General features: G+C 63.1%; 17 protein-coding genes. 10 read left to right on the plus strand and 7 right to left on the minus strand.

Annotation, left to right across the window (positions count from 1 at the left end; genetic code table 11):
• Positions 1 to 129 precede the first annotated feature (129 nt).
• Complete coding sequence (locus tag R4P65_RS09985; protein WP_371713249.1) at positions 130 to 618, plus strand: hypothetical protein; 489 nt, start codon at positions 130 to 132, stop codon at positions 616 to 618.
• Positions 619 to 701: 83 nt separating this feature from the next.
• Here the strand turns inward: R4P65_RS09985 and R4P65_RS09990 are convergent, their stop codons facing one another.
• From R4P65_RS09990 to R4P65_RS10000, 3 genes are all read right to left on the minus strand, one after another.
• Positions 702 to 2,093, minus strand: a complete 1,392-nt coding sequence (locus tag R4P65_RS09990; protein ID WP_317826363.1) for a glutamate decarboxylase — start codon at positions 2,091 to 2,093, stop codon at positions 702 to 704.
• Between the two features lie 143 nt (positions 2,094 to 2,236).
• On the minus strand, positions 2,237 to 3,013 hold the full coding sequence (locus R4P65_RS09995; protein ID WP_411742530.1) for a sensor domain-containing protein: 777 nt from the start codon (positions 3,011 to 3,013) through the stop codon (positions 2,237 to 2,239).
• On the minus strand, positions 3,004 to 3,927 hold the full coding sequence (locus R4P65_RS10000; protein WP_317826365.1) for a hypothetical protein: 924 nt from the start codon (positions 3,925 to 3,927) through the stop codon (positions 3,004 to 3,006). Before R4P65_RS10000 ends, R4P65_RS09995 begins: the two co-directional genes overlap by 10 nt.
• Before the next feature lie 68 nt (positions 3,928 to 3,995).
• Here R4P65_RS10000 and lspA point away from each other — a divergent pair, with 68 nt between their 5' ends.
• From lspA to dnaE, 5 genes are all read left to right on the plus strand, one after another.
• Entirely contained in the window at positions 3,996 to 4,697 is a 702-nt protein-coding gene (gene lspA, locus R4P65_RS10005; RefSeq protein ID WP_317826366.1) for a signal peptidase II, read from the plus strand.
• Entirely contained in the window at positions 4,694 to 5,620 is a 927-nt protein-coding gene (locus R4P65_RS10010) for an RluA family pseudouridine synthase (RefSeq protein WP_007733161.1), read from the plus strand. The genes lspA and R4P65_RS10010 overlap by 4 nt, the downstream gene beginning before the upstream one ends.
• A complete protein-coding gene (locus R4P65_RS10015; protein WP_317826367.1) occupies positions 5,617 to 6,288 on the plus strand; it encodes a hypothetical protein in 672 nt (223 codons plus the stop codon). Before R4P65_RS10010 ends, R4P65_RS10015 begins: the two co-directional genes overlap by 4 nt.
• On the plus strand, positions 6,285 to 7,223 hold the full coding sequence (gene rarD / locus R4P65_RS10020; RefSeq protein ID WP_317826368.1) for an EamA family transporter RarD: 939 nt from the start codon (positions 6,285 to 6,287) through the stop codon (positions 7,221 to 7,223). The genes R4P65_RS10015 and rarD overlap by 4 nt, the downstream gene beginning before the upstream one ends.
• 99 nt (positions 7,224 to 7,322) lie before the next feature.
• Positions 7,323 to 10,859, plus strand: a complete 3,537-nt coding sequence (gene dnaE / locus R4P65_RS10025; RefSeq protein ID WP_317826369.1) for a DNA polymerase III subunit alpha — start codon at positions 7,323 to 7,325, stop codon at positions 10,857 to 10,859.
• A 95-nt stretch (positions 10,860 to 10,954) separates the two neighbouring features.
• Here the strand turns inward: dnaE and R4P65_RS10030 are convergent, their stop codons facing one another.
• A complete protein-coding gene (locus tag R4P65_RS10030) occupies positions 10,955 to 11,188 on the minus strand; it encodes a hypothetical protein (protein ID WP_317826370.1) in 234 nt (77 codons plus the stop codon).
• Positions 11,189 to 11,408: 220 nt separating this feature from the next.
• Between R4P65_RS10030 and R4P65_RS10035 the strand changes: the two genes are divergently transcribed.
• From R4P65_RS10035 to ilvA, 3 genes are all read left to right on the plus strand, one after another.
• Positions 11,409 to 11,843, plus strand: a complete 435-nt coding sequence (locus R4P65_RS10035; protein ID WP_317826371.1) for a nitroreductase family deazaflavin-dependent oxidoreductase — start codon at positions 11,409 to 11,411, stop codon at positions 11,841 to 11,843.
• A 116-nt stretch (positions 11,844 to 11,959) separates the two neighbouring features.
• Positions 11,960 to 13,735, plus strand: coding sequence for a pyruvate dehydrogenase (locus R4P65_RS10040; protein ID WP_317826372.1), 1,776 nt, complete (start codon positions 11,960 to 11,962; stop codon positions 13,733 to 13,735).
• Positions 13,736 to 13,834: 99 nt separating this feature from the next.
• Positions 13,835 to 15,190: a threonine ammonia-lyase IlvA gene (gene ilvA, locus R4P65_RS10045; RefSeq protein WP_230813492.1), complete on the plus strand. Its 1,356-nt coding sequence runs from the start codon at positions 13,835 to 13,837 to the stop codon at positions 15,188 to 15,190.
• Positions 15,191 to 15,203: 13 nt separating this feature from the next.
• Here ilvA and R4P65_RS10050 read toward each other — a convergent pair whose 3' ends face one another.
• The gene (locus R4P65_RS10050; RefSeq protein ID WP_007733148.1) at positions 15,204 to 15,725 is read right to left on the minus strand and encodes a TetR/AcrR family transcriptional regulator; all 522 of its coding nucleotides are present in this window, start codon (positions 15,723 to 15,725) and stop codon (positions 15,204 to 15,206) included.
• A 129-nt stretch (positions 15,726 to 15,854) separates the two neighbouring features.
• Between R4P65_RS10050 and R4P65_RS10055 the strand changes: the two genes are divergently transcribed.
• Positions 15,855 to 17,399, plus strand: a complete 1,545-nt coding sequence (locus R4P65_RS10055; protein WP_317826373.1) for an MFS transporter — start codon at positions 15,855 to 15,857, stop codon at positions 17,397 to 17,399.
• A gap of 50 nt (positions 17,400 to 17,449) precedes the next feature.
• Here the strand turns inward: R4P65_RS10055 and treZ are convergent, their stop codons facing one another.
• Positions 17,450 to 19,171, minus strand: coding sequence for a malto-oligosyltrehalose trehalohydrolase (gene treZ, locus R4P65_RS10060; protein WP_317826374.1), 1,722 nt, complete (start codon positions 19,169 to 19,171; stop codon positions 17,450 to 17,452).
• Between the two features lie 70 nt (positions 19,172 to 19,241).
• Positions 19,242 to 20,603 (minus strand): NAD(P)-binding domain-containing protein, encoded by a 1,362-nt coding sequence (locus R4P65_RS10065; RefSeq protein WP_317826375.1) that lies wholly within the window; start codon positions 20,601 to 20,603, stop codon positions 19,242 to 19,244.
• Positions 20,604 to 20,701: the final 98 nt, after the last annotated feature.

The raw sequence follows: 20,701 nt of genomic DNA on the forward strand, positions 1-20,701 counted from the left end.
ATGTCCTTAGACTTTTTCCGCTTACCGTTGGGTAATGTTGTCGACGATCCTCGAGCAAGCACGATGTTCGACTGACGCTCGAATGTGAACACCCGAATGGATAGGACTGAGAAGTTGAAGCTTCAGAAGATGACCGTTGCAGCCGTGGCGATCGCAGCAGCCCTGACGATGACCGCGTGTGGTTCAGACGGAGGAGACTCCGACAAGACGACTTCGGCGAAGCCCACGACCACCACCTCTGCGGCACCCACGTCCGAGGTTGTTCTGCCGACCGCCCCTGAGCTCAACGCCAAGGTTGCCCAGGCACTCGACGAGAGTGTTCCGGCAGCAGACAAGGTCAACCTCGTCCAGGGAGCGGAAGCTGACCCCGAGCTGATCAACCAGGTCGCCGCTGCCGCGAAGGCTGCCGGCGCCCAGGTCGAGATCCTCGACCCGGTCACCGACACGGGCAGCGAGACGGCAGCCGCTTCACTGAACATCGTGGTCAACGGTCAGCCGCTGCAGCAGGGCCTGCAGGCTTCGTTCGTCTACGAAGACGGCGTCTGGAAGCTCTCGAAGACCACCGCTTGCCAGATCGTCGGTGTTGCAGGTCTGACCTCGCCTGCTTGCGCTGCTTGATCTCTGCGCAACACCTGAACCACCAGAGCGGCCGTCGACTCCCGAAGGGGAGTCGACGGCCGCTCTTTGTGCGTTAAGCAACGTCAGTGATGGAATCCCTCGGTGACGCGCGGCCGCGGCATCGGGCTGTCCAGCTCGTCGAGGAACGCGGTTTCCTCCTCGATGATGCGCAGCAGATTGGCTGCCAGGTCCATGCTCAGTCCGTTACGAACGACGATGCGCTGCACTGTCAGATCCGCGAGATCGTCCGGCATGGGATAGGCCGGCACCAGCCAGCCCTTGCCGCGTAGTCGGTCCGACAGGTCGTACAGCGTCCAGTTGGACGTGTGGCCCTCGGCGAGGCGCCACGCGAAGACGGGAATGTCGGAACCGTCGTTCCACAGTTCGAACGCGTCGAGTTTCCCGATCCCTTCGGCGAGGAACGTCGCCACGTCTTGCGAGGACTGCTGGATCGCGCGATAGCCGTCGTGGCCGAGACGCAGGAACAAGTAGAACTGCAGGATCACTTGAGCGCCGGGGCGCGAGAAGTTCAGTGCGAAGGTCGGCATGCTGCCGCCGAGGTAGCTCACTTTGAAGACGAGGTCGTCGGGAAGTAGATCCTGCGATCGCCAGACCACCCATCCGAGACCCGGGTAGACGAGTCCGTACTTGTGCGCCGAGGTGTTGATGGAATGCACGCGCGGTAGCCGGAAATCCCATTCGAGTTCGGGCTGCAGGAACGGTGCGATCATCGCACCGGAAGCGCCGTCGACGTGGATGGGGACGTCGAGGCCGGTCTTCTCCTGGATGGCGTCGAGCGCCTCCGAGATTTCCAGGACAGGCTCGTACATGCCGGTGTACGTGACACCCATGATCGCGACGACGCCGATGGTGTTCTCGTCGACGTACTTGTCCAGATCATGACCGTCGAGGGTCCGGTGTTCTTCGCTGATCGGCACGTAGCGCGCTTCGACGTCCCAGTAGTTGCAGAACTTCTCCCAACACACCTGTACGGCGGAACTCATGATGAGATTTGGCTTTTCGGTGGACTTTCCCGCGGCTGTTCGCGCATGCTGCCAGCGTCGTTTCATCGCGAGGCCACCCAGCATGCAGGCTTCGGACGAACCGATCGTCGAAGTGCCGATTGCGTCCTTCGGAGAGGGTGAGTGCCAGAGATCGGCAAGGATGCGCCAGCAATAGGTTTCGATCGCGGCGGTTTGCGGATACTCGTCCTTGTCGATCATGTTCTTGTCGAACGACTCGGCATACAGCTTGGTTGCGTGGTCGTCCATCCACGTGCTGACAAACGTCGCGAGATTGAGTCGCGCATTGCCGTCGAGCATCGTTTCGTCGTGGACGATCTGATAGGCGGTCTCGGGAAGCATGCCGTCGGGTTCGAGTGTGTACTTCGATGCGACCGAATCCTCGCCTGGCCTCGAGAAGATCGGATTGACGGCTACGTAATCGGTGTGATCTGACCTTCTGGGTTCCGGCATGAACTTCTGCTCCTCACATCAGTGTGTCGCGTTGGTCTGTTTCGTACCTACTCTCACCGTTCAGTGTGGACGGGCAGTTGTCAAAGGGTCTGTGGTCCCGAATCATTCGCGAGTCGCCCGGACCGGGCAGGTTCCGCTCGCTGCTACAGCATTTGTGCGCGCAGTCGATCCGCAGCAGCCGAGGCCATCGACTGCAGAACGTCGGGTGCGATCGGGCTCGGCGCCGTCGCGGACACCTGAGTCAACGTCGTCCCCACGGCTGCGACTATCGCATCGGCCACCAAGGTGAATCCGCCACTCTCCGTGATGATTCGGAAAGCAAAAGACGCGTCACCGACATTCGGTGCCGACGATCCACCGACGCGATAGGTGATTGTCGTTCCGTCGGCATCTGTTCCTGAATACTCTGTGCACGCAGCCAGAGTCGTCTGCAGTTTCTCGAAAGCTGCTGCTGCCGCAGTGCCGTCGGTGTACGAAGCCGAGTCCTGATCGATGCTCGTGAAATCGGGGCCGGTGAACATGTCGGAGAGGTCGGCAACCGATCCGGCAGCCTGGGTGGCTATCGGTGCCAGAACCTGGGCGCAGACGGCGGGGTCGGTGCTCGACTTGTCCGCCTCCGAACTTTCCGGCGCCGGTGCGAGGCCGAGGTCGTCAACTGGGTCGGGAACTACGTCGAAGTCCGCGGGTAGTTCGGAGAGGGTGAGCGCGGCTCGTTGCAGCGCGTCACGGTCGAGCGGAGCCCCGCTCAGCGGTGCGGCCGGAGCAGCCGTGAACGGCGCCAAACCGACCTGGGGTGCGGAAACCTGCGTAGTCGTGTCGCTGCTCGGGGATTCGTCCGAGCCGCAGCCGGCCACGACGAACAGTGCCGCCGTCGCCGACAGGCCAAGTGAGAGAAGCGATCGACTGTTCACTATTCCCACCGAATGCTGTTCGAGATGGTCTGCCGGATCACCGAGGAACTGTCCGGATCGCCGTATGCCTGGTCTCCGCCGACGCTCATCTGTCCGTCGATCGGCAAGGGGAGTGAGAGGTCGACGGTGAGGTTTCCGGTGCCGGCCATGACGTACTGATCGATGTTCAACGTTCCGGCGTCACCGGCCAGGTTCCAGACCGGGCTCTGCGGGGTCTGCGATACGTCCACCGCGAGCGAAAGCCGGTTACCCTCGCGCGCGGTGAGCGTGACGGTGGTTGTCTGATCGAGCAGGATTTCGCTGCTGACTTGCTGGCGAACCACCCAACGTGCGCCGACACCGACAGGAGCGTCGGGGAGTGCAACGGTCCGGTACACCGCTTGGCCCAGCGCCTGTTCGATCGCGGCGCGGGCGGCATTGGCCGAGTTGGCGGACGGCTTTAGCCGTAGTGCGGTGATGGCGCCCGAATTCGTGACGGACAACCCGGCCGCAGATCCGTCGGCCCCGCTCAGCGCAGCCTGCAGCGTTGCATCGGGCGAGGTCATCGACGACAGCGTCAGGTCAACGACTGCGGTGGGATCGTCAGCGGTCACGTTTGCCGAGAGCGGGATCGTGATCTCCGGCGAAGAGAAATCCTGCGCCGGTTGTTGATCGATCTGCTGACTCACGACGGCCTGGGTGACGAGCGTCGCCGTCTGCGTGGTGCCGACAGGCAAGTTCGTACGCAAAACCTCGCGCGGCTCGCTTCCCGCATCGAGTACTTCGACCGTCGCGGCGGTCACCGGAACAGTGACCTCACTCGGCGAGGAGGTCGGAGTGTTCGGAGGTTGATCCGAGTCGCCGCAAGCGGTGAGAACGGTGGTGAGAGCGAGGGCAGCGAGGGCGAACGGAACGCGTCGGCCGGTCGTGGACAGCAGTGGCACGCGCTCCAGGCTAGCCGCAGTTGCAGAGTGCGTGACCCGGTGCGGTGAACATGAGGGATGATGGTTGCGTGAGTACAGACCACCCAGACCGAGATGTCAACGCGGAGGATCAGCCGATTACCGAAATCTCGAAGGCCGACGAGCCCGAAACCGTGCAGCAGAAAGACACGAAACCGGAAGTTGCGGAACCTGAGGGCGGCGACCCGGCCGAGTCGTCGGTTGCGAAGCCCCGGAAGCTGACCATGCTCATTGCCATCGCGGCGGTCATCCTGCTCTCGGACGTTCTCACGAAGGTGTGGGCTGTCGCCGCAGTCAAGCCGGGGCAGCCGATCGAAATCATCGGTGACGTGGTCACATTCACGATGGTGCGCAATCCGGGGGCAGCGTTCTCGATGGCGACGTCGATGACGTGGATCCTCACCCTCGTCGCAATCGGTGTGGTCATCGGTGTGATCAAGATCGGTCGCACGCTCCGATCACCGTGGTGGGCGCTCGGTCTGGGTCTGGTTCTCGGCGGCGCGCTGGGTAACCTCGTCGACCGATTCTTCCGCTCTCCCGGAATCATGCGCGGACATGTGGTGGACTTCGTCTCCGTCGGCTGGTGGCCGGTGTTTAACATCGCGGATTCCGCGATCGTCTGTGGCGCGATCCTGCTCGTCGTCCTGACACTGTTCGGCTTCGAACCCAACGGTGAACGCCTGCGCGATCACAAGACGGACGACAAGAAGCTCACCGATGCGAAGGCAGCAGCCGAGGGGGAAACCAAGTGAGGGAATCCCGTTCGATGCCAGTGCCCGACGGCCTCGACGCCATGCGCGTCGACGCGGGCCTGGCGCGCCTCCTAGGACTCTCGCGCACCGTGGTCGCGACACTCGCGGAGGAAGGCTCGGTACTCGTCGACGGTGTGGCTGTCGGCAAGTCCGATCGTCTGACCGCAGGGTCGTGGCTCGAGGTCGTCTTGCCCGAACCACCGCGGCCGTTGACCATCGAGGCGACGCCGGTCGAGGGGATGGAGATCCTCTACGCCGACGACGACGTCGTGGCAGTCGACAAGCCCGTCGGAGTTGCCGCGCACGCCAGCGTCGGTTGGACAGGACCGACCGTCATCGGTGGACTCGCCGCGGCCGGTTTCCGCATCTCGACGTCCGGCGCCCACGAGCGTCAGGGAATCGTCCACCGTCTGGACGTCGGTACGTCGGGGGTCATGGTGGTTGCCACGTCCGAGCGCGCGTACACGCTGCTCAAGCGGGCATTCAAGCAGCGGACCATCGACAAGCGCTACCACGCTCTCGTACAGGGACACCCCGACCCGAGCAGCGGAACCATCGATGCCCCGATCGGACGCCACCACGGTAACGACTGGCGCTTCACGGTCACGGCCGACGGCAAGCCCAGCGTCACGCACTACGACACCATCGAGGCGTTCCAGGCAGCGAGTCTGCTGGACGTGCACCTCGAGACCGGTCGTACACACCAGATCCGCGTGCACTTTTCGGCTTTGCGTCATCCGTGCTGCGGCGACCTGACGTACGGCGCGGATCCTCGACTTGCCGAAAGGCTCGGCCTCGAGCGCCAGTGGCTGCACGCCGTGTCTCTCGGATTCGCACATCCGGCGGACGGTCGCTGGGTCGAGATCAAGAGCAAGTACCCGAAGGATCTCGAACACGCACTCGAAGTTCTCCGGTCCTCATGACACCGCGCGGGCTTGTTCCCGCGTTGGCCGTCGTCGCAGCGGTGGCGGTGGTCGGTGTGGGGTTTGCGAATCCCGTGCCGACCCCGCCGATCAGGACGGACACTCTCGGTCCGGACAGTGGGGAAGCTGTGCCGGACTACCTCGATCGAGCGCGAGATTCTGTTGCGTCGGTGGACGGACCGGTGTGGGCCTTGGTCTCGTTCACGAAGGCACTCACCGTCGACGAGGTCATCACGACGACCAGCAGCTCTCAGGTTTCGAGTGTTCGCTTGTCCGATGTTCGGGTGGCAAGGGTCATGTTTCGAGTACCGATCGAGCGCGTCCAGACGCCGCTCATGTCCGTGCCCGTTCCCGACAACGACGAGGCAGTGCGCAGATCGCCCGGCGTTGCAGCCACGCGATTGGTCGCGCTCGGCGGCGACACCGATCGCCAGCAGCAGGTGGCGCTCGCATCGGCGAAGCAATTGTCCGCCGGGTGCGCCTGCGCGGTGGGTGTGCTGGTGCGGGCTGCTCCCGAAGGACTCGAAGCGATCGGACGTGAGTCGAATGTCCGTGCAGTGGAGGCATTGCCGTCCGACGCCTCGCCGTGGTTCGCGGCTGTTCGCCCCTTCCTGCCGGAGTACGTGGACGTCGTTGCTCCCGGCCCCGACGACGGCCCGGTCCCGTGAGCGAGGACAAACGCAGTAGATCCGGTTCGTCCTCGGGGATCTTCTACGGAGTAGCCGCTTTCCTGTTGTGGGGAACGTTCCCGGCTTTCTTCGGGCTTCTCGACTTCGCAGATCCGGTCGAGATCCTGGCGCACCGGGTGGTGTGGACCCTTCTGCTGATGCTGATCGTGTTGGCCTGCGCCGGCCGTCTCGGATCACTTCGCGGAATCAGCGCACGCACCTGGCTCCTGGTGACTGCGGCCTCAGCGGCAATCGCGGTGAATTGGGGAACGTACATCTATGCCGTGGTGTCCGGCCGCGTCGTGGAGGCGGCCCTCGGGTACTTCATCAACCCGCTGGTAACCGTTCTGCTCGGCGTGGTGATCTTCCGCGAAAGATTGCGCCGCGCTCAGATCGCCGCCCTGGTCCTCGCTGCGACGGCAGTTGTCGTGATCACGGTCGACTTCGGCAAACCGCCGATCGTCGCATTGGTGCTCGCCGGTTCGTTTGCGACCTACGGGTTGGTCAAGAAGGTCGTTCCGCTCGATCCTCGAACCAGTTTGACCGCCGAGGGAGTTGTAGCCGCGCCCTTCGCGGTCGGTTACCTCGTGTTTCTCGGCCTGACCGGGGCCGGCGCCTTCATCAGCAGCGGCGCCGGACACAGCCTGTTGCTGCTCGCGGCCGGCCCGGTCACCGCGCTGCCACTGCTCCTTTTCGGCGTCGCCGCTCAGCGAGTTCCGTTGGCGACGATGGGCATGCTGCAGTACCTCACCCCGGCGCTGCAGATGGCGTGGGGCGTGGCCGTCATGCACGAGGACATGCCGGCGTCACGGTGGATCGGCTTCGTTCTGATCTGGGCCGCACTCGTGATCTTCACGACAGACACCTTCGTCGCAAGCCGGCGTTCTCGGCGTTCGATGAGGTCGAGCGTCGAACCTGAGGTTCCGGTCACGTGATCCGGGGCGGCACGCTGCGACTCCACGATGGCGGTCGCCGACCGTGTCGGCAGCGCGGCATACACTCGATCTCGCTCCCAGACCTTCAGAGAGGCGCACGTGGCTGACTCGTTCGTACATCTTCACAATCACACCGAGTACTCGATGCTCGACGGTGCGGCCAAGGTCGGCGCCATGTTCGAGGAGGCCGCTCGTCTCGAAATGACCGCCGTCGGCATGACCGACCACGGAAACATGTACGGCGCCAGCCAGTTCTACAACGAAGCCAAGAGTGCCGGCATCAAGCCGATCATCGGCATCGAGGCCTACATCGCGCCGGAATCCCGCTTCAACACCAAGCGCGTGCTGTGGGGAGATCGCAGCCAGAAGTCCGACGACGTCTCCGGTAGCGGCGCGTACACCCACATGACGATGGTGGCCGAGAACGCGACCGGACTCCGGAACCTCTTCAAGCTGTCCTCGCTCGCGTCCATCGAAGGCCAGCTCGGCAAGTGGCCCCGGATGGACGAGGAGCTCATCGCATCGCACGCCGAGGGCATCATCGCCACCACCGGTTGCCCGTCGGGTGAGATCCAGACGCGTCTTCGTCTCGGTCACGATCGCGAGGCTCTCGAAGCTGCCGCGAAGTGGCAGGAGATCTGGGGACCGGACAACTTCTTCCTCGAACTGATGGACCACGGTCTCTCGATCGAGCGCCGTGTCCGCGAGGGTCTGCTCAATATCGGTCAGCAGCTCGGCATTCCGCCGCTCGCGACCAACGACTGCCACTACGTCACAAAGGACGCCGCCGAGAACCACGAGGCGCTGCTCTGCATCCAGACCGGCAAGACGCTCTCGGATCCCACGCGCTTCAAATTCGACGGCGACGGCTACTACCTCAAGTCCGCTGCCGAGATGCGCGCCATCTGGGACACCGAGGTGCCGGGTGCGTGCGACAACACCGTTGCCATCGGCGAGCGTGTTCAGTCGTACGACGACGTCTGGGCGTTCCACGACCGCATGCCGATCTTCCCGGTCCCGGAGGGCCACACGCAGCAGACCTTCCTGCGCGCCGAGGTGATGCGCGGGCTGGACCGCCGCTTCCCGAGCGGACCTCCGCAGGAGTACCTCGCTCGCGCCGACTACGAGATCGGCGTCATCAACGAAATGGGCTTCCCGGCCTACTTCCTCGTGGTCGGCGACCTGATCAACCACGCCAAGGACGTCGGGATCCGTGTTGGGCCCGGCCGTGGATCGGCTGCCGGTTCGTTGGTCGCCTACGCGATGGGCATCACCAACATCGACCCCATCCCGTACGGGTTGCTGTTCGAGCGATTCCTCAATCCCGAGCGCGTGTCCATGCCCGATATCGATATCGACTTCGATGATCGCCGTCGCGGCGAGATGGTTCGCTACGCGACGGACAAGTGGGGCAACGACAAGGTCGCCCAGGTCATCACCTTCGGCACCATCAAGACCAAGGCAGCCATCAAGGACTCGGCTCGCGTCCAGTTCGGCAAGCCGGGCTTTGCCATCGCCGACCAGATCACCAAGGCACTCCCGCCGCCCATCATGGCCAAGGACATCTCGGTTTCCGGTATCACCGATCCGAAGCACGAGCGATACAAGGAGGCCGTCGAGGTACGGGCGCTCATCGACTCCAGCCCGGACGTCGCGAAGATCTACAAGACAGCGGTGGGTCTGGAAGGGCTGATCCGTAACGCCGGTGTGCACGCCTGCGCGGTCATCATGTCGTCCGAACCGCTTACCGACGCGATCCCGGTGTGGAAGCGAGCCCAGGACGGCGCCATCATCACCGGGTGGGACTACCCCTCGTGTGAAGCCATCGGTCTGCTCAAGATGGACTTCCTCGGCCTGCGAAACCTCACGGTCATCGGCGACACCCTCGAGAACATCAAAGCCAACCGCGGCATCGACCTCGACCTCGACACGTTGCCGATGGACGATGCGGCAACCTACGAACTGCTCGCCCGCGGTGACACTCTCGGTGTGTTCCAGCTCGACGGCGGCGGTATGCGCGAGTTGCTGAAACTGATGCAGCCCACCGGATTCGGCGACATCGTGGCCGCATTGGCGCTGTATCGACCGGGACCGATGGGTGTGGACGCCCACATCTCGTACGCCAAGCGCAAGAACGCCTTGGAAGACGTCAAGCCGATTCACCCCGAGTTGGAGGAGCCGCTCGCGGAGATTCTCTCGGAGACGTACGGCCTGATCATCTACCAGGAGCAGATCATGCAACTGGCACAGAAGGTGGCCGGTTACACCCTGGGTCAGGCCGACTTGCTGCGTCGCGCCATGGGTAAGAAGAAGCTGTCCGAGCTGGAAAAGGCGTACGCCGGGTTCCGTCAGGGAATGCTGGACAACAACTTCAGTGAGGCGGCCATCAAGGCGCTGTGGGACACGGTCCTTCCCTTCGCCGGCTACGCGTTCAACAAGTCGCACTCCGCCGGATACGGGCTCGTGTCGTACTGGACTGCGTACCTCAAGGCGAACTACCCGGCCGAGTACATGGCGGGTCTGCTGACCTCTGTCGGTGACGACAAGGACAAGTCCGCGATCTACCTCGCCGACTGCCGCAAGTTGGGCATCACCGTGCTTCCTCCGGACGTCAACGAATCGCGAGTCGACTTCGCGACCGTCGGCGACGACATCCGTTTCGGTATGGGGTCGGTGCGCAACGTCGGCGCCAACGTCGTGGCGTCGATCATCAAGGCGCGTACCGAGAAGTCGAAGTTCACCGATTTCTCCGACTACCTCGGCAAGATCGACGCGATGGCTTGCAACAAGAAGGTCACTGAATCTCTCATCAAGGCCGGTGCTTTCGACTCGTTGGGTCATCCGCGCAAGGGCCTGATGTTGGTCCATGCCGACGCCATCGATTCCGTGATGAGCACCAAGAAGGCGGAGGCGATCGGACAGTTCGACCTCTTCGGCGGTGCCGAGGCGGACGAGTCGATCACCTCGGTGTTCGACGTCAAGATTCCTGACGAAGAGTGGGATTCCAAGCATCGCCTGGCGCTCGAACGAGAGATGTTGGGGCTGTACGTCTCCGGCCATCCGCTCAACGGCGTCGAGCACATTCTTCGGCAGCAGTCCGACACGTCCATCGCCGCGATACTCGAAGGCGGCGTTCAGGACGGCGCCCAGGTCACTCTCGGCGGCATCATCGCCTCGGTGGATCGCCGGGTCAACAAGAACGGTCTGACCTGGTGCATCGTGCAGCTCGAAGATCTCGTGGGTGGAATCGAGGTGCTGTTCTTCCCGCAGGCGTACGCCGTGTACGGAATGGACATCGCCGAGGATGCCATCGTGTTGGTCAAGGCTCGCGTCTCGATCCGAGACGATCGGATGTCGCTGATCGGCAACGACCTTGCGGTGCCTGATATTTCGGCGATCGGGGTCGCGCGCCCCCTGTCGGTCTCGCTGCCGCTTCGGCAATGCACCAAGGACAAGCTCAGTGCTCTCAAGCAGGTGCTGACGAGGCACCCCGGAACGTCCGACGTTCACGTTCGGCTGATCGGTGGAACCGAAATCAGCTTGTGGAAGGTCGACGACGTCCTTCGGGTCGAACCATCCTCGGCTTTGATGGGCGACCTGAAGGCATTGCTCGGGCCGAGCTGTCTGACGGTCTGACCGCCGATCGAGCGGATCTGAACAGAACGAAGGGACCTTGCTGCATCAGCGGCAAGGTCCCTTCGTGGTTCGCGGGAGATCGGGGAGTGGAGTGATCAGGTGGTGCGTGAGTAGTACACGCGACGCGCCCACCAGGTGACTACGGCTGCTGTTGCGGCAGTCAGTACGGCTACCTGCATCGACTGCGTGACGGCACCTGCGACGACGAACAGCAAAAAACCAACCACGAGAGCTTCGATCTTGTACAGCGGCCACCGAGTCCCGGCCAGGTCGACGCAATGGTCGGGTGAGGGGCGTGATTCGCGAGCGGAGATATCTGCGGTAGTCATCTCGTCCCTTCCCGGTGCAGTCTTTTCACGATGTGGCCTGGCTAGCTGGTACGGCCGTTCGAAGCTGTGGTTTCACAGTAGCCAGAGATGAGAGTTCGGGCAAGCGAACTTTATTGATCGGCATCTCACTTAATCGATCAATCAGGGGAGTGCGCCGGCGACAGACCTGGTCGGCGTGGTTCGGTGGCCAAGGCAGTCGAGTGGGTGTTCACTGGTACACATGCCAATCACAGGTGAGTACGAACCCAGTCCAGCGTCGTGGGCCGCCGATCAGGTCGCACGCATCGAGAACTCCGGTGGCACCGAGGGGAACGACATGAACGGCATGCCCGTTGTCGTTCTCACGACCATCGGGGCAAAGTCCGGCAAGGTCAGGAAGACGCCGCTGATGCGCGTCGAGCACGACGGTTCCTATGCCGTAGTGGCTTCGCTTGGTGGCGCCCCGAAGAATCCGGTCTGGTACTACAACGTCGTAGCCGATCCGCATGTCACGCTGCGTGACGCGACGCAGGTCTTCGACCTGGTTGCTCGTGAAGTCACCGGAGACGAGAAGGCGATCTGGTGGGAGCGCGCTGTCGCTGCGTACCCCGATTACGCGGACTATCAGACGAAGACCGATCGTGAGATCCCGGTGTTCGTGCTCGAACCCAAGTAACGCACTGCAGTCCTCACGAAACGGCAGTCCACAAGAAGCACTGCATAAATCACAAGTAAATCGTCACTCTCGGGGGTCGGTGATCCCGACTCCCGTGAGTGTGTCATGGAGGTCTGATGAGTCCGAAAACCGTTGCAGATCAATTGGTTCAGCAGCTCGTTGAAGCGGGTGTCAGTCGGATCTACGGAATTGTCGGTGACAGTCTCAATCCCATCGTCGATGCGGTTCGTCGCACCGGTGGTTCTGAGAAGGGTGGAATCGACTGGATACACGTCCGGCATGAGGAAGCCGCCGCATTTGCCGCCGCAGCAGATGCCCAGATCACCGGAAAGCTCGCAGTGTGTGCAGGATCCTGCGGTCCCGGAAACCTTCACCTGATCAACGGCCTGTACGACGCTCATCGTTCGGGCGCCCCGGTCCTCGCGATCGCCTCACACATCCCCAGTGCGCAGATCGGTATGGGTTACTTTCAGGAGACGCATCCCGAGCGGATCTTCATCGAATGTTCGAGTTACACCGAACTTGTCAGCACACCAGTGCAATCACCCCGCGTGGTGCAGTCCGCGATTCAGCATTCGGTCGCTCGAAACGGCGTCTCGGTGATCGTGCTTCCCGGCGACATTGCCGACTGCCCGGCCGAAGGCACTCCACCGACGCTCGTCGAAACGCGAAGGCCGACAGTCGTTCCGGATGCCGGTGATGTGAAGGCATTGGCAGATGTGATCAACGGCTCGCGCAAAGTTGCGATCTTCGCCGGCGCCGGTGTGCGAGACGCACGCGCGGAAGTATTGGCGCTGGCCGAAACCGTCGGGGCTCCCATCGGGCATTCGCTGCGCGGCAAGGAATGGATCCAGTACGACAATCCTTACGACGTCGGGATGACCGGATTGCTCGGTTACGGTGCGGCGCACGACGGTATCCATGGCGCCGATCTCCTGCTCCTCATCGGTACGGATTTTCCTTACGACCAGTTCTTGCCCGATGACGTTCGTACCGCTCAGATCGACATCGCGGCCGAGCGGTTGGGGCGTCGAACCAGCCTGGACCTGGCGGTGCACGGTGACGTCGCGAGCACCTTGAACGCACTGATTCCGCAGCTCGATCGAAAGGCTGACCGCGGGTTCCTGGAGGATACGCTCGCCAAGCACAACACTCTGATGACCAAAGTGGTTGGTGCGTACACGGATCCGGTCAAGCAGCGCACACCCATTCATCCCGAGTATGCGGCCTCGATCCTCGACGATCTGGCTGCAGACGACGCAATCTTCACCGCCGACACCGGGATGTGCAACGTGTGGACGGCGCGCTATCTCAATCCGAACGGATCGAGACGCTTCATCTCCTCGGCGTTGCACGGATCCATGTCCAATGCGCTTCCGCACGCGATGGGTGCGGCATGGTCGAGTCCGGGGCGCCAGGTCATCTCGGTGTCCGGCGACGGTGGATTGTCGATGCTGCTCGGTGAGTTGGTCACCGTCGCGATGTACAAGTTGCCGGTCAAGATCGTGGTGTTCAACAACTCGACGCTCGGAATGGTCAAGCTCGAGATGCTGGTCGACGGCCTTCCGGATTTCGGGGTCGACGTGCCCGCGGTCGACTACGCGGCGGTCGCCGCTGCGCTCGGAATCTTCTCGCGGCGTATCGAGAATCCCGCGGACATCGAATCCGGTCTGCGCGCGGCGCTGGATCACGACGGCCCGGCCCTCGTGGATCTGGTGACCGATCCGCTGGCATTGTCGTTGCCGCCCACCATCACCGGCGGTCAGATGAAGGGCTTCGCCTTGGCGATGTCGAAGATGGTGATGAACGGCGGCGTCGGCGAGGCGGTACAGATGGCCAAGTCGAATCTGCGGAACGTGCCACGTCCCTCGCAGTTGGATCCGCGCGGCTGACATGCCCCCGCCCTGCCTCGCCGACGATGCGGGGCGGGGCGGGGGAAGGTTGCGGCGGGGTGGTGGGAAGGTTGATCCCCGACGTGCGAAAATGGCGGAGTGTCTAACTCGCCCGATGTCGTAGTAACGAAGTCCACCGTCCCCGCGCTCGACGCGCAGGAGATCGACGCGGCCATCGAGCGAATTCAGCACGTCATTGCGGCGACACCCTTGCAGTACAGCGACCGTCTGTCGGCGCTGACCGGCGCACACGTGTACCTCAAGCGTGAGGACCTCCAAGGCGTTCGTTCGTACAAGATTCGCGGCGCGTACAACCTGATCGCGCAGCTCAACGAGGCCGAGCGCGCGGCCGGCGTGGTGACTGCCAGTGCCGGGAACCATGCGCAGGGCGTTGCCTTCGCTTGCCGAACCATGCAGATCAAGGGTCGGATCTACGTGCCGGCCAACACGCCCAAGCAGAAGCGTGATCGCATCCGTGCTCACGGCGGAGCATTTGTCGAACTGTTCATGATCGGTGAGACCTATGACGCCGCCGCCGCTGCGGCCGCGGAGGACGTAGCCGAAACCGGCGCAACCATGGTTCCCCCGTTCGACGACGTGCGCACCGCTGCGGGGCAAGGAACCATCGCAGCGGAGATTCTCACGCAACTGGACGCACCTCTCGACACGATCGTCGTGCCGGTCGGCGGCGGCGGTTGCATCGCGGGCATAGCCACCTACCTGCACGAGCGGTCACCCAAGACGTCTATCGTCGGGATCGAGCCGTCCGGCGCGGCGTCCATGACGGCTGCTCTCGTTGCCGGCGGCCCGGTGACTCTTCCCGACGTCGATCCGTTCGTCGATGGTGCCGCCGTCAAACGCATCGGTGACGTTCCCTACGAGGTGGTCTCGCGTCTCGGTGCTGCCGTCGTGTCACACGCGTCGTTGCCGCTCGTGGCTCGTCAACTACAGACGCGGTCCGGTTCGGGATCGTTTGTCGTCAATCAGATCGACGAGGGTGCTATCTGCACGGCGATGCTCGAGCTGTACCAGAGCGAGGGCATCATCGCCGAACCCGCGGGCGCGCTTTCCGTTGCGGCACTGCAGAATCTGACGTTCGAGCCGGGCTCGACCGTCGTGTGCCTGATCTCCGGTGGTAACAACGACGTCTCCCGTTACGGCGAAATCCTTGAGCGTTCGCTCGTTCACCTCGGGCTCAAGCATTACTTCCTGGTCGACTTTCCGCAGGAACCGGGAGCGTTGCGCCGGTTCCTCTCGGACGTGCTGGGGCCGGACGACGACATCTCGCTCTTCGAGTACGTCAAGCGAAACAATCGCGAGACGGGTGCCGCGTTGGTGGGTATCGAACTCGGTTCCGCCGACGGTTTGGCGTCGTTGCTCGAGCGGATGGAGCACGCGCCGATGCAGTCCGAGAGGCTCGAGCCGGGAAGCCCGGCGTACCGCTATCTGACGTAACGGGTGCCCCCGGTCAGGGCCTGAGTCGCTCGACCACCTGTCGATGCAGTTCGGGATCTGGCTGGGGGAGTCCGAGCATGGCTGCCAGATACAGGCCGTCGCCGACGAGTCGGATGATCTCGGCCTGCACAGGATCGGCGATCTCGGTCTGAAGGCCCTTGTCCCAGCTTCGCATCACATGTGTGACGGCCTTCTGGATTTCGTCGTGTTGTCCGTCGACTGTTCGGAGCGCGGCAATGATCGAGCGAAAGAGTGAGAGTTCTTCGCTTTCGTTCGCATCGGGGATCTGCAGGTAGAACTCGGTGACCGTGGTACCGCCGGCTACGGCGTCTTCGAGTTGCTGATCCGAGCGTTCCCCGAGTCTGCGGACCATCGCCGCGAGGAGGGCTTCCTTGCTGGGGAAGTGATAGAGAAGTCCGCCCTTGGAAACCCCGGCTTCGGCGGCAACGCCTTCGAGCGTGACTTGGGCGACGCCGCTGACCAGCAGCAGCTTCTCCAGTGCGTCGAGAATTCGATCGCGAGTGTCGGCAGCCATGTGATGTGACCCTACCCGGAAATAACTTTACCGCTTGGACGGTTCACTGTTACCGTAGACCTACTGTACCGGCTGGACGGTGCAGTGAATTCTTTTCGGAGAGAACTCAGAGAAAGTCGCAGGGGAGCAATGTCAGTGTCGGCAGATCACACGTCTGCAATCAATCCCGACGAGGTTCGGGCGACAAAGCGTGACTGGGCGGGCTTGATAGTCCTTGCCTTTGCTGTGTTGCTCATCGCAGTCGACGGCACGGTGCTCGATCTTGCGCTTCCGTTCATCAGCGCCGACCTCGAGCCGAGCAGCACGCAGTTGCTGTGGATCATCGACGTCTATTCGTTCGTGCTCGCCGGTCTGCTCATCACCATGGGTACGCTCGGTGACCGGATCGGAAGGCGAAAACTGCTCCTGATCGGCGCAGTCGGCTTCGGTCTCGCCTCGATCATCGCCGCTCTAGCTGTCAGTCCCGAGATGCTCATTGCCGCCCGCGTGCTGCAGGGTATTTCCGGTGCAACGCTGATGCCGGCCACCCTCGGTCTGATCCGCACGATTTTCGTCAACCCGCGTCAGCGCACCGAGGCGATCGGCGTCTGGGGCGCGATGGCAGGTGGCGGTACCGCGGCCGGCCCGTTGGTCGGTGGTTGGTTGCTCGAGCACTTCTGGTGGGGCTCGGTCTTCTTGATCAACATCCCCGTCATGATCGCGCTGGTCGTGCTCGGCCCGATCCTGATCCCGGAGTCGAAGGACCCCAATCCGGGTCGATTCGACCTCATCAGCGCTGGTCTGTCGATGGCGACCATGTTGCCACTGGTGTACGCGGTCAAGGAATCCGTGGTGCACGGCGTCAGCATCACGTTGCTGGTGATCGGCCTTGTGGGTCTCGCGGCCGGTTACGTGTTCGTGCGTCGTCAGCGGATGCTGAAGGATCCGATGTTGGATCTGAAACTGTTTGCCAACGCGTCGTTCTCCACCGCCGTCATCACCAACCTGCTCTCGATCTTCGCGTTGGCAGGTGTCCTGTTCTTCGGTTCGCAGTACCTGCAGTTGGTGCTGGGTAACTCGGCGCTCGACGCCGGCCTGCTGATGCTCCCGGGTATGTTGCTCAGCGCCTTCACCGCGGTTGCGGCGGCCTGGTTGATTCGCCGGTGGTCGGTGTCTCACGTGCTCAGCGCAGGCCTCGCGGTTGCCGGTATCGGCGCTGCGATGCTGCTCGCCCTCGGGGTGGACAGCGGGCCGTTGATGTTCGTGATCGGCTTCGGTCTGGCCGGTGCTGGTGTCGGTGTTGCATTGACCTTGACCTCGGATCTTGTGGTCAGTTCGGTGGAACCCGAGCGTGCCGGTGCTGCGTCTGCGGTGTCGGAGACTGCGTACGAACTCGGCATCGCGCTCGGTGTGGCAATCCTGGGCAGTGTGGTGATGGCGATCTTCCGTAAGGGAATCGACACGTCCATGCTCGAAGCAGATCAGGCGCACGCTGCGCAGGGCACCCTCGGCGGTGCGCTGCCGGAAGCGACGTACCTACCCGGTGAACTCGGTTCGGTACTTGCCGATTCCGCGAAGTCGGCATTCGTCGACGGTATGCACGTTGCTGCCGGTTCGACTGCTCTGGTTCTGTTCGTCAGTGCCGCATTGGTTTTGCGGATGCTGCGGAGTACACCAGAGAACGCGAAGCGTTGATGCGTGCAACAGTTGAACGCGAAGCGTTGACCCCTCCAGAATCCAGGTAGTCAGCTTTCGAGTACGACGAACGAGTGCCCAGGCACGACGGTTGCGGACGCGGTCTCGTCCTGTGTCGGCGGATCCCACCAGAGGATGGGGGTTCCACCGGCCGGGACCGAGGCCGCGTCCGTTCCCAGATTGCACACGATCTGTAAAGCGCCGCGGCGTAGGGTGATCCACTGTTTATCCTCGTCGTAGTCGACGTGCAGGTGCCCAAGCCAAGGGTCGGTGATCTCGATTCGCTTCTTGCGCAGGGCCAGTAGATCGCGATAGCATGCGAGGACGCGCGCGTGCGTCTCGTCGGTTCGCTCGCTCCAGTCCAGTTTCGAACCCAGAAATGTCTGGGGGTCTTGTGGATCCGGAATGTCGTCGCTGTTCCAACCGTGGGCTGCGAACTCCGCCTTGCGGCCTTTGGCGGTGGCCTCCCCGAGTTCCGGTTCCGGATGCGAGGTAAAGAACTGGAACGGGGTTGTCGCTCCCCATTCTTCGCCCATGAACAGCATCGGCGTGTACGGCGAAAGCAGGACCAGCGCCGCCTTGATCACCAATTGTCCTGGCGTCAGATAGGCGCTCGGGCGGTCACCGATCGCGCGGTTGCCGATCTGATCGTGGGTGCACGTGTATGCGAGCAGGGAGCTGGCCGGCTGATGCGTGATGTCGATCGGACGTCCGTGGACCCGCCCTCGAAAAGAAGAATACGTTCCGGCGTGGAAGAAACCGCGGCGCAATGTATTTGCAAGGGATTCCAAGGATCCGAAGTCGGCGTAGTAACCCTGGCGTTCGCCCGACACGGCCGTGTGAATGGTGTGGTGGATGTCGTCGTCCCACTGCGCGTCCAAGCCGAACCCGCCCGCCGCGCGCGGCGCGATGAGAGTGGCGTCGTTGAGGTCGCTTTCGGCAATCAACGTGAGCGGTCGACCCAGATGGGCCGACAGTGTTTCCGTTCGGACCGCGAGTTCCTCGAGGATGTGCGTTCCGGTGTGGTCGACCAATGCGTGGACTGCATCGAGACGTAGGCCGTCGATGTGGAAGTCGCGCATCCATCGCAAGGCATTGCCGATGATGTACTCGCGAACTTCGCCCGACTGAGGGCCACCGATGTTGATCGTTCGGCCCCACGTGTTCGCGCCGTCCGCGATGTAGGGACCGAACCGTTCGAGATAGTTGCCCGACGGGCCCAGATGGTTGTAGACCACGTCCAAGATCACACCGAGCCCGCGTTCGTGGGCCGCATTCACCAACCGCTGCAATCCGTCCGGACCACCGTAGATCTCGTGGACCGTGTACCAGAGCACACCGTCGTAGCCCCAGTTGTGAGTTCCGTTGAAGCCGTTGACCGGCATGATCTCCACGAACCCGACGCCGAGGTCCACCAGGTGATCGAGACGTTCGATCGCGGCGTCGAAAGTTCCTTCGGTGGTGAATGTTCCGATGTGCAATTCGTAGACGGACGATCCTGGGAGTTGCCGTCCGGTCCACTGAGAGTCGGTCCAGGACGCCTCGTGCAGTTGGTGCAGTTGGGAGAGAAGGTGCACGCCTTCGGGCTGGCGTGGTGACCGCGGATCCGGAAGGATGTCGCCGTCGACGACAAATCCGTAGCGAGCCTGGTTGTCGCAGTCGACCTCGGCTCGCCACCATCCGTCGTCCGTGCGGTCCATGTCGTGAGTGATGCCGTTGACTTCGACCCGGACCGATTCCGGTGTGGGCGCCCAGACCTCGAAAGTATGCACACGATCAGCATGCCTTGTTCGGTCGGATGCGGCAGCCTGGCGGGGCGGGATCGGTCGTCATGGACGGTTTCTATCCGCAGGTGCTGCCAGACGGCGCGGACAGCGTGATCAGTTCCGGAGCGGGTGCGCCGCAGCATCCGCCTTCGGCTTCCCCGGTGTCACCTTCGTCCGTGTCAGCTTCGTCGAAAATACCTGCACCGCCGCAGACTCCGGTCTCCGGAAGGATCAACTCGACCCGGGCTGCGGCGTCGTGGTCACCGGCGAGTTCGGCGGCGATGCTGCGAACCTGCTCGTAGCCGGTCATCGCCAGGAAGGTGGGCGCGCGGCCGTAGCTTTTCATTCCTGCCAGGTACACGCCCGGCTCCGGATGGCGAAGCTCTTTTGCGCCATGTGGATACACCGTGCCGCACGAGTGGATGTTCGGGTCGATCAGCGGAGCCAGCTCCACCGGTGCCTGCAACACCGGGTCGAGGCCGAGTCGGATTTCCGAAAGCCAGGACAGATCCGGGCGGAACCCGGTCAGCGTGACGACGTTGTCCACGTTCTCGATGCGCTCACCGGCATCGGAGGCAAGTAGAAGTTGTCCCGAGGGGGTTGTCGACACCTCAGCTGTGCGGAAACCGGTGACCACTCTCAGCAATCCGTCATCGACGGCCTTCTTCGCGCGTAGTCCCAGGGCGCCGCGAGCGGGCAGTTCGTCAGCTTCGCCGCCGCCGAACGCTGAGCCGACGTTTCCTCGGCGGACCGCCCAGGTGATGCGTGTGCTCGGAGCCTGCTCCGCCAACCCCGACAGGGCAACGATCGCCGTCAGCGCAGAGTGGCCGCTCCCTGCGATGACCGTGTGTTTTCCGGCGAACTGTGCGCGCACCGCCGGATCGTCGAGATCCGGAACCCGGTACCTGATCGCAGATTCAGCAGCGCTTTCGCCGAGGGCGGGTAGTCCTTCACCGCCGAGCGGGTTGGGAGTACCCCAGGTGCCGGATGCGTCGACAACCGCCTGGGCGAAGACGCGGTCCTCGGTTCCGTCACGGCGGCGCAGATGAATCGAGAGGGGTTCGGTATCGCGACCGGCGTCGACGACACGGTCACGCCCGCGCCGGGCTACGCCGATCACTTCGGTGTCGAACTGGACGGCGTCGCCGAGTGCTGAGGCGAGTGGCCCGAGGTAGAGGTCGCGCCATTGCCGGCCGGTCGGGTGCGTCTCGGCGTCGGGAGAGCTCCATCCATTCTGTTCGAGGAGTCGCTGCGCGGCGGGGGAGACGAGTTCGGACCACCGGGAGAACAGTCGGACGTGATTCCACTCGGAAATCGCAGTACCGGCGGCGGCTCCCCGCTCGAGTACGAGGGGGGTGAGTCCACGTTCGCGCAGTTCTGCTGCGGCCGCCAGGCCGATCGGGCCGGCCCCGATCACGACGACGGGGAGGGGGTCCATTGTCCGTTCCTTTCATCGACACTTATCGATCTACTGTCGAACTGTATCGACAGTCATCAATGTAAGCAACCATCGACAGCTGTCGATATAGTGGACGG

It is taken from the genome of Rhodococcus sp. IEGM 1318 (genome assembly GCF_033142465.1).
Taxonomy (GTDB): Bacteria; Actinomycetota; Actinomycetes; order Mycobacteriales; family Mycobacteriaceae; genus Rhodococcus_F; species Rhodococcus_F qingshengii_B.

Bases quoted from the DNA above. Each gene is read 5' to 3' on its own strand.
- R4P65_RS10030 (WP_317826370.1), bottom strand. From the start codon at position 11,188: ATGACTACCGCAGATATCTCCGCTCGCGAATCACGCCCCTCACCCGAC.
- R4P65_RS10055 (WP_317826373.1), top strand. From the start codon at position 15,855: ATGTCAGTGTCGGCAGATCACACGTCTGCAATCAATCCCGACGAGGTT.
- R4P65_RS10035 (WP_317826371.1), top strand. From the start codon at position 11,409: ATGCCAATCACAGGTGAGTACGAACCCAGTCCAGCGTCGTGGGCCGCC.
- R4P65_RS10015 (WP_317826367.1), top strand. From the start codon at position 5,617: ATGACACCGCGCGGGCTTGTTCCCGCGTTGGCCGTCGTCGCAGCGGTG.
- R4P65_RS09985 (WP_371713249.1), top strand. From the start codon at position 130: ATGACCGTTGCAGCCGTGGCGATCGCAGCAGCCCTGACGATGACCGCG.
- R4P65_RS09990 (WP_317826363.1), bottom strand. From the start codon at position 2,093: ATGCCGGAACCCAGAAGGTCAGATCACACCGATTACGTAGCCGTCAAT.
- R4P65_RS10050 (WP_007733148.1), bottom strand. From the start codon at position 15,725: ATGGCTGCCGACACTCGCGATCGAATTCTCGACGCACTGGAGAAGCTG.
- R4P65_RS10040 (WP_317826372.1), top strand. From the start codon at position 11,960: ATGAGTCCGAAAACCGTTGCAGATCAATTGGTTCAGCAGCTCGTTGAA.
- R4P65_RS10065 (WP_317826375.1), bottom strand. From the start codon at position 20,603: ATGGACCCCCTCCCCGTCGTCGTGATCGGGGCCGGCCCGATCGGCCTG.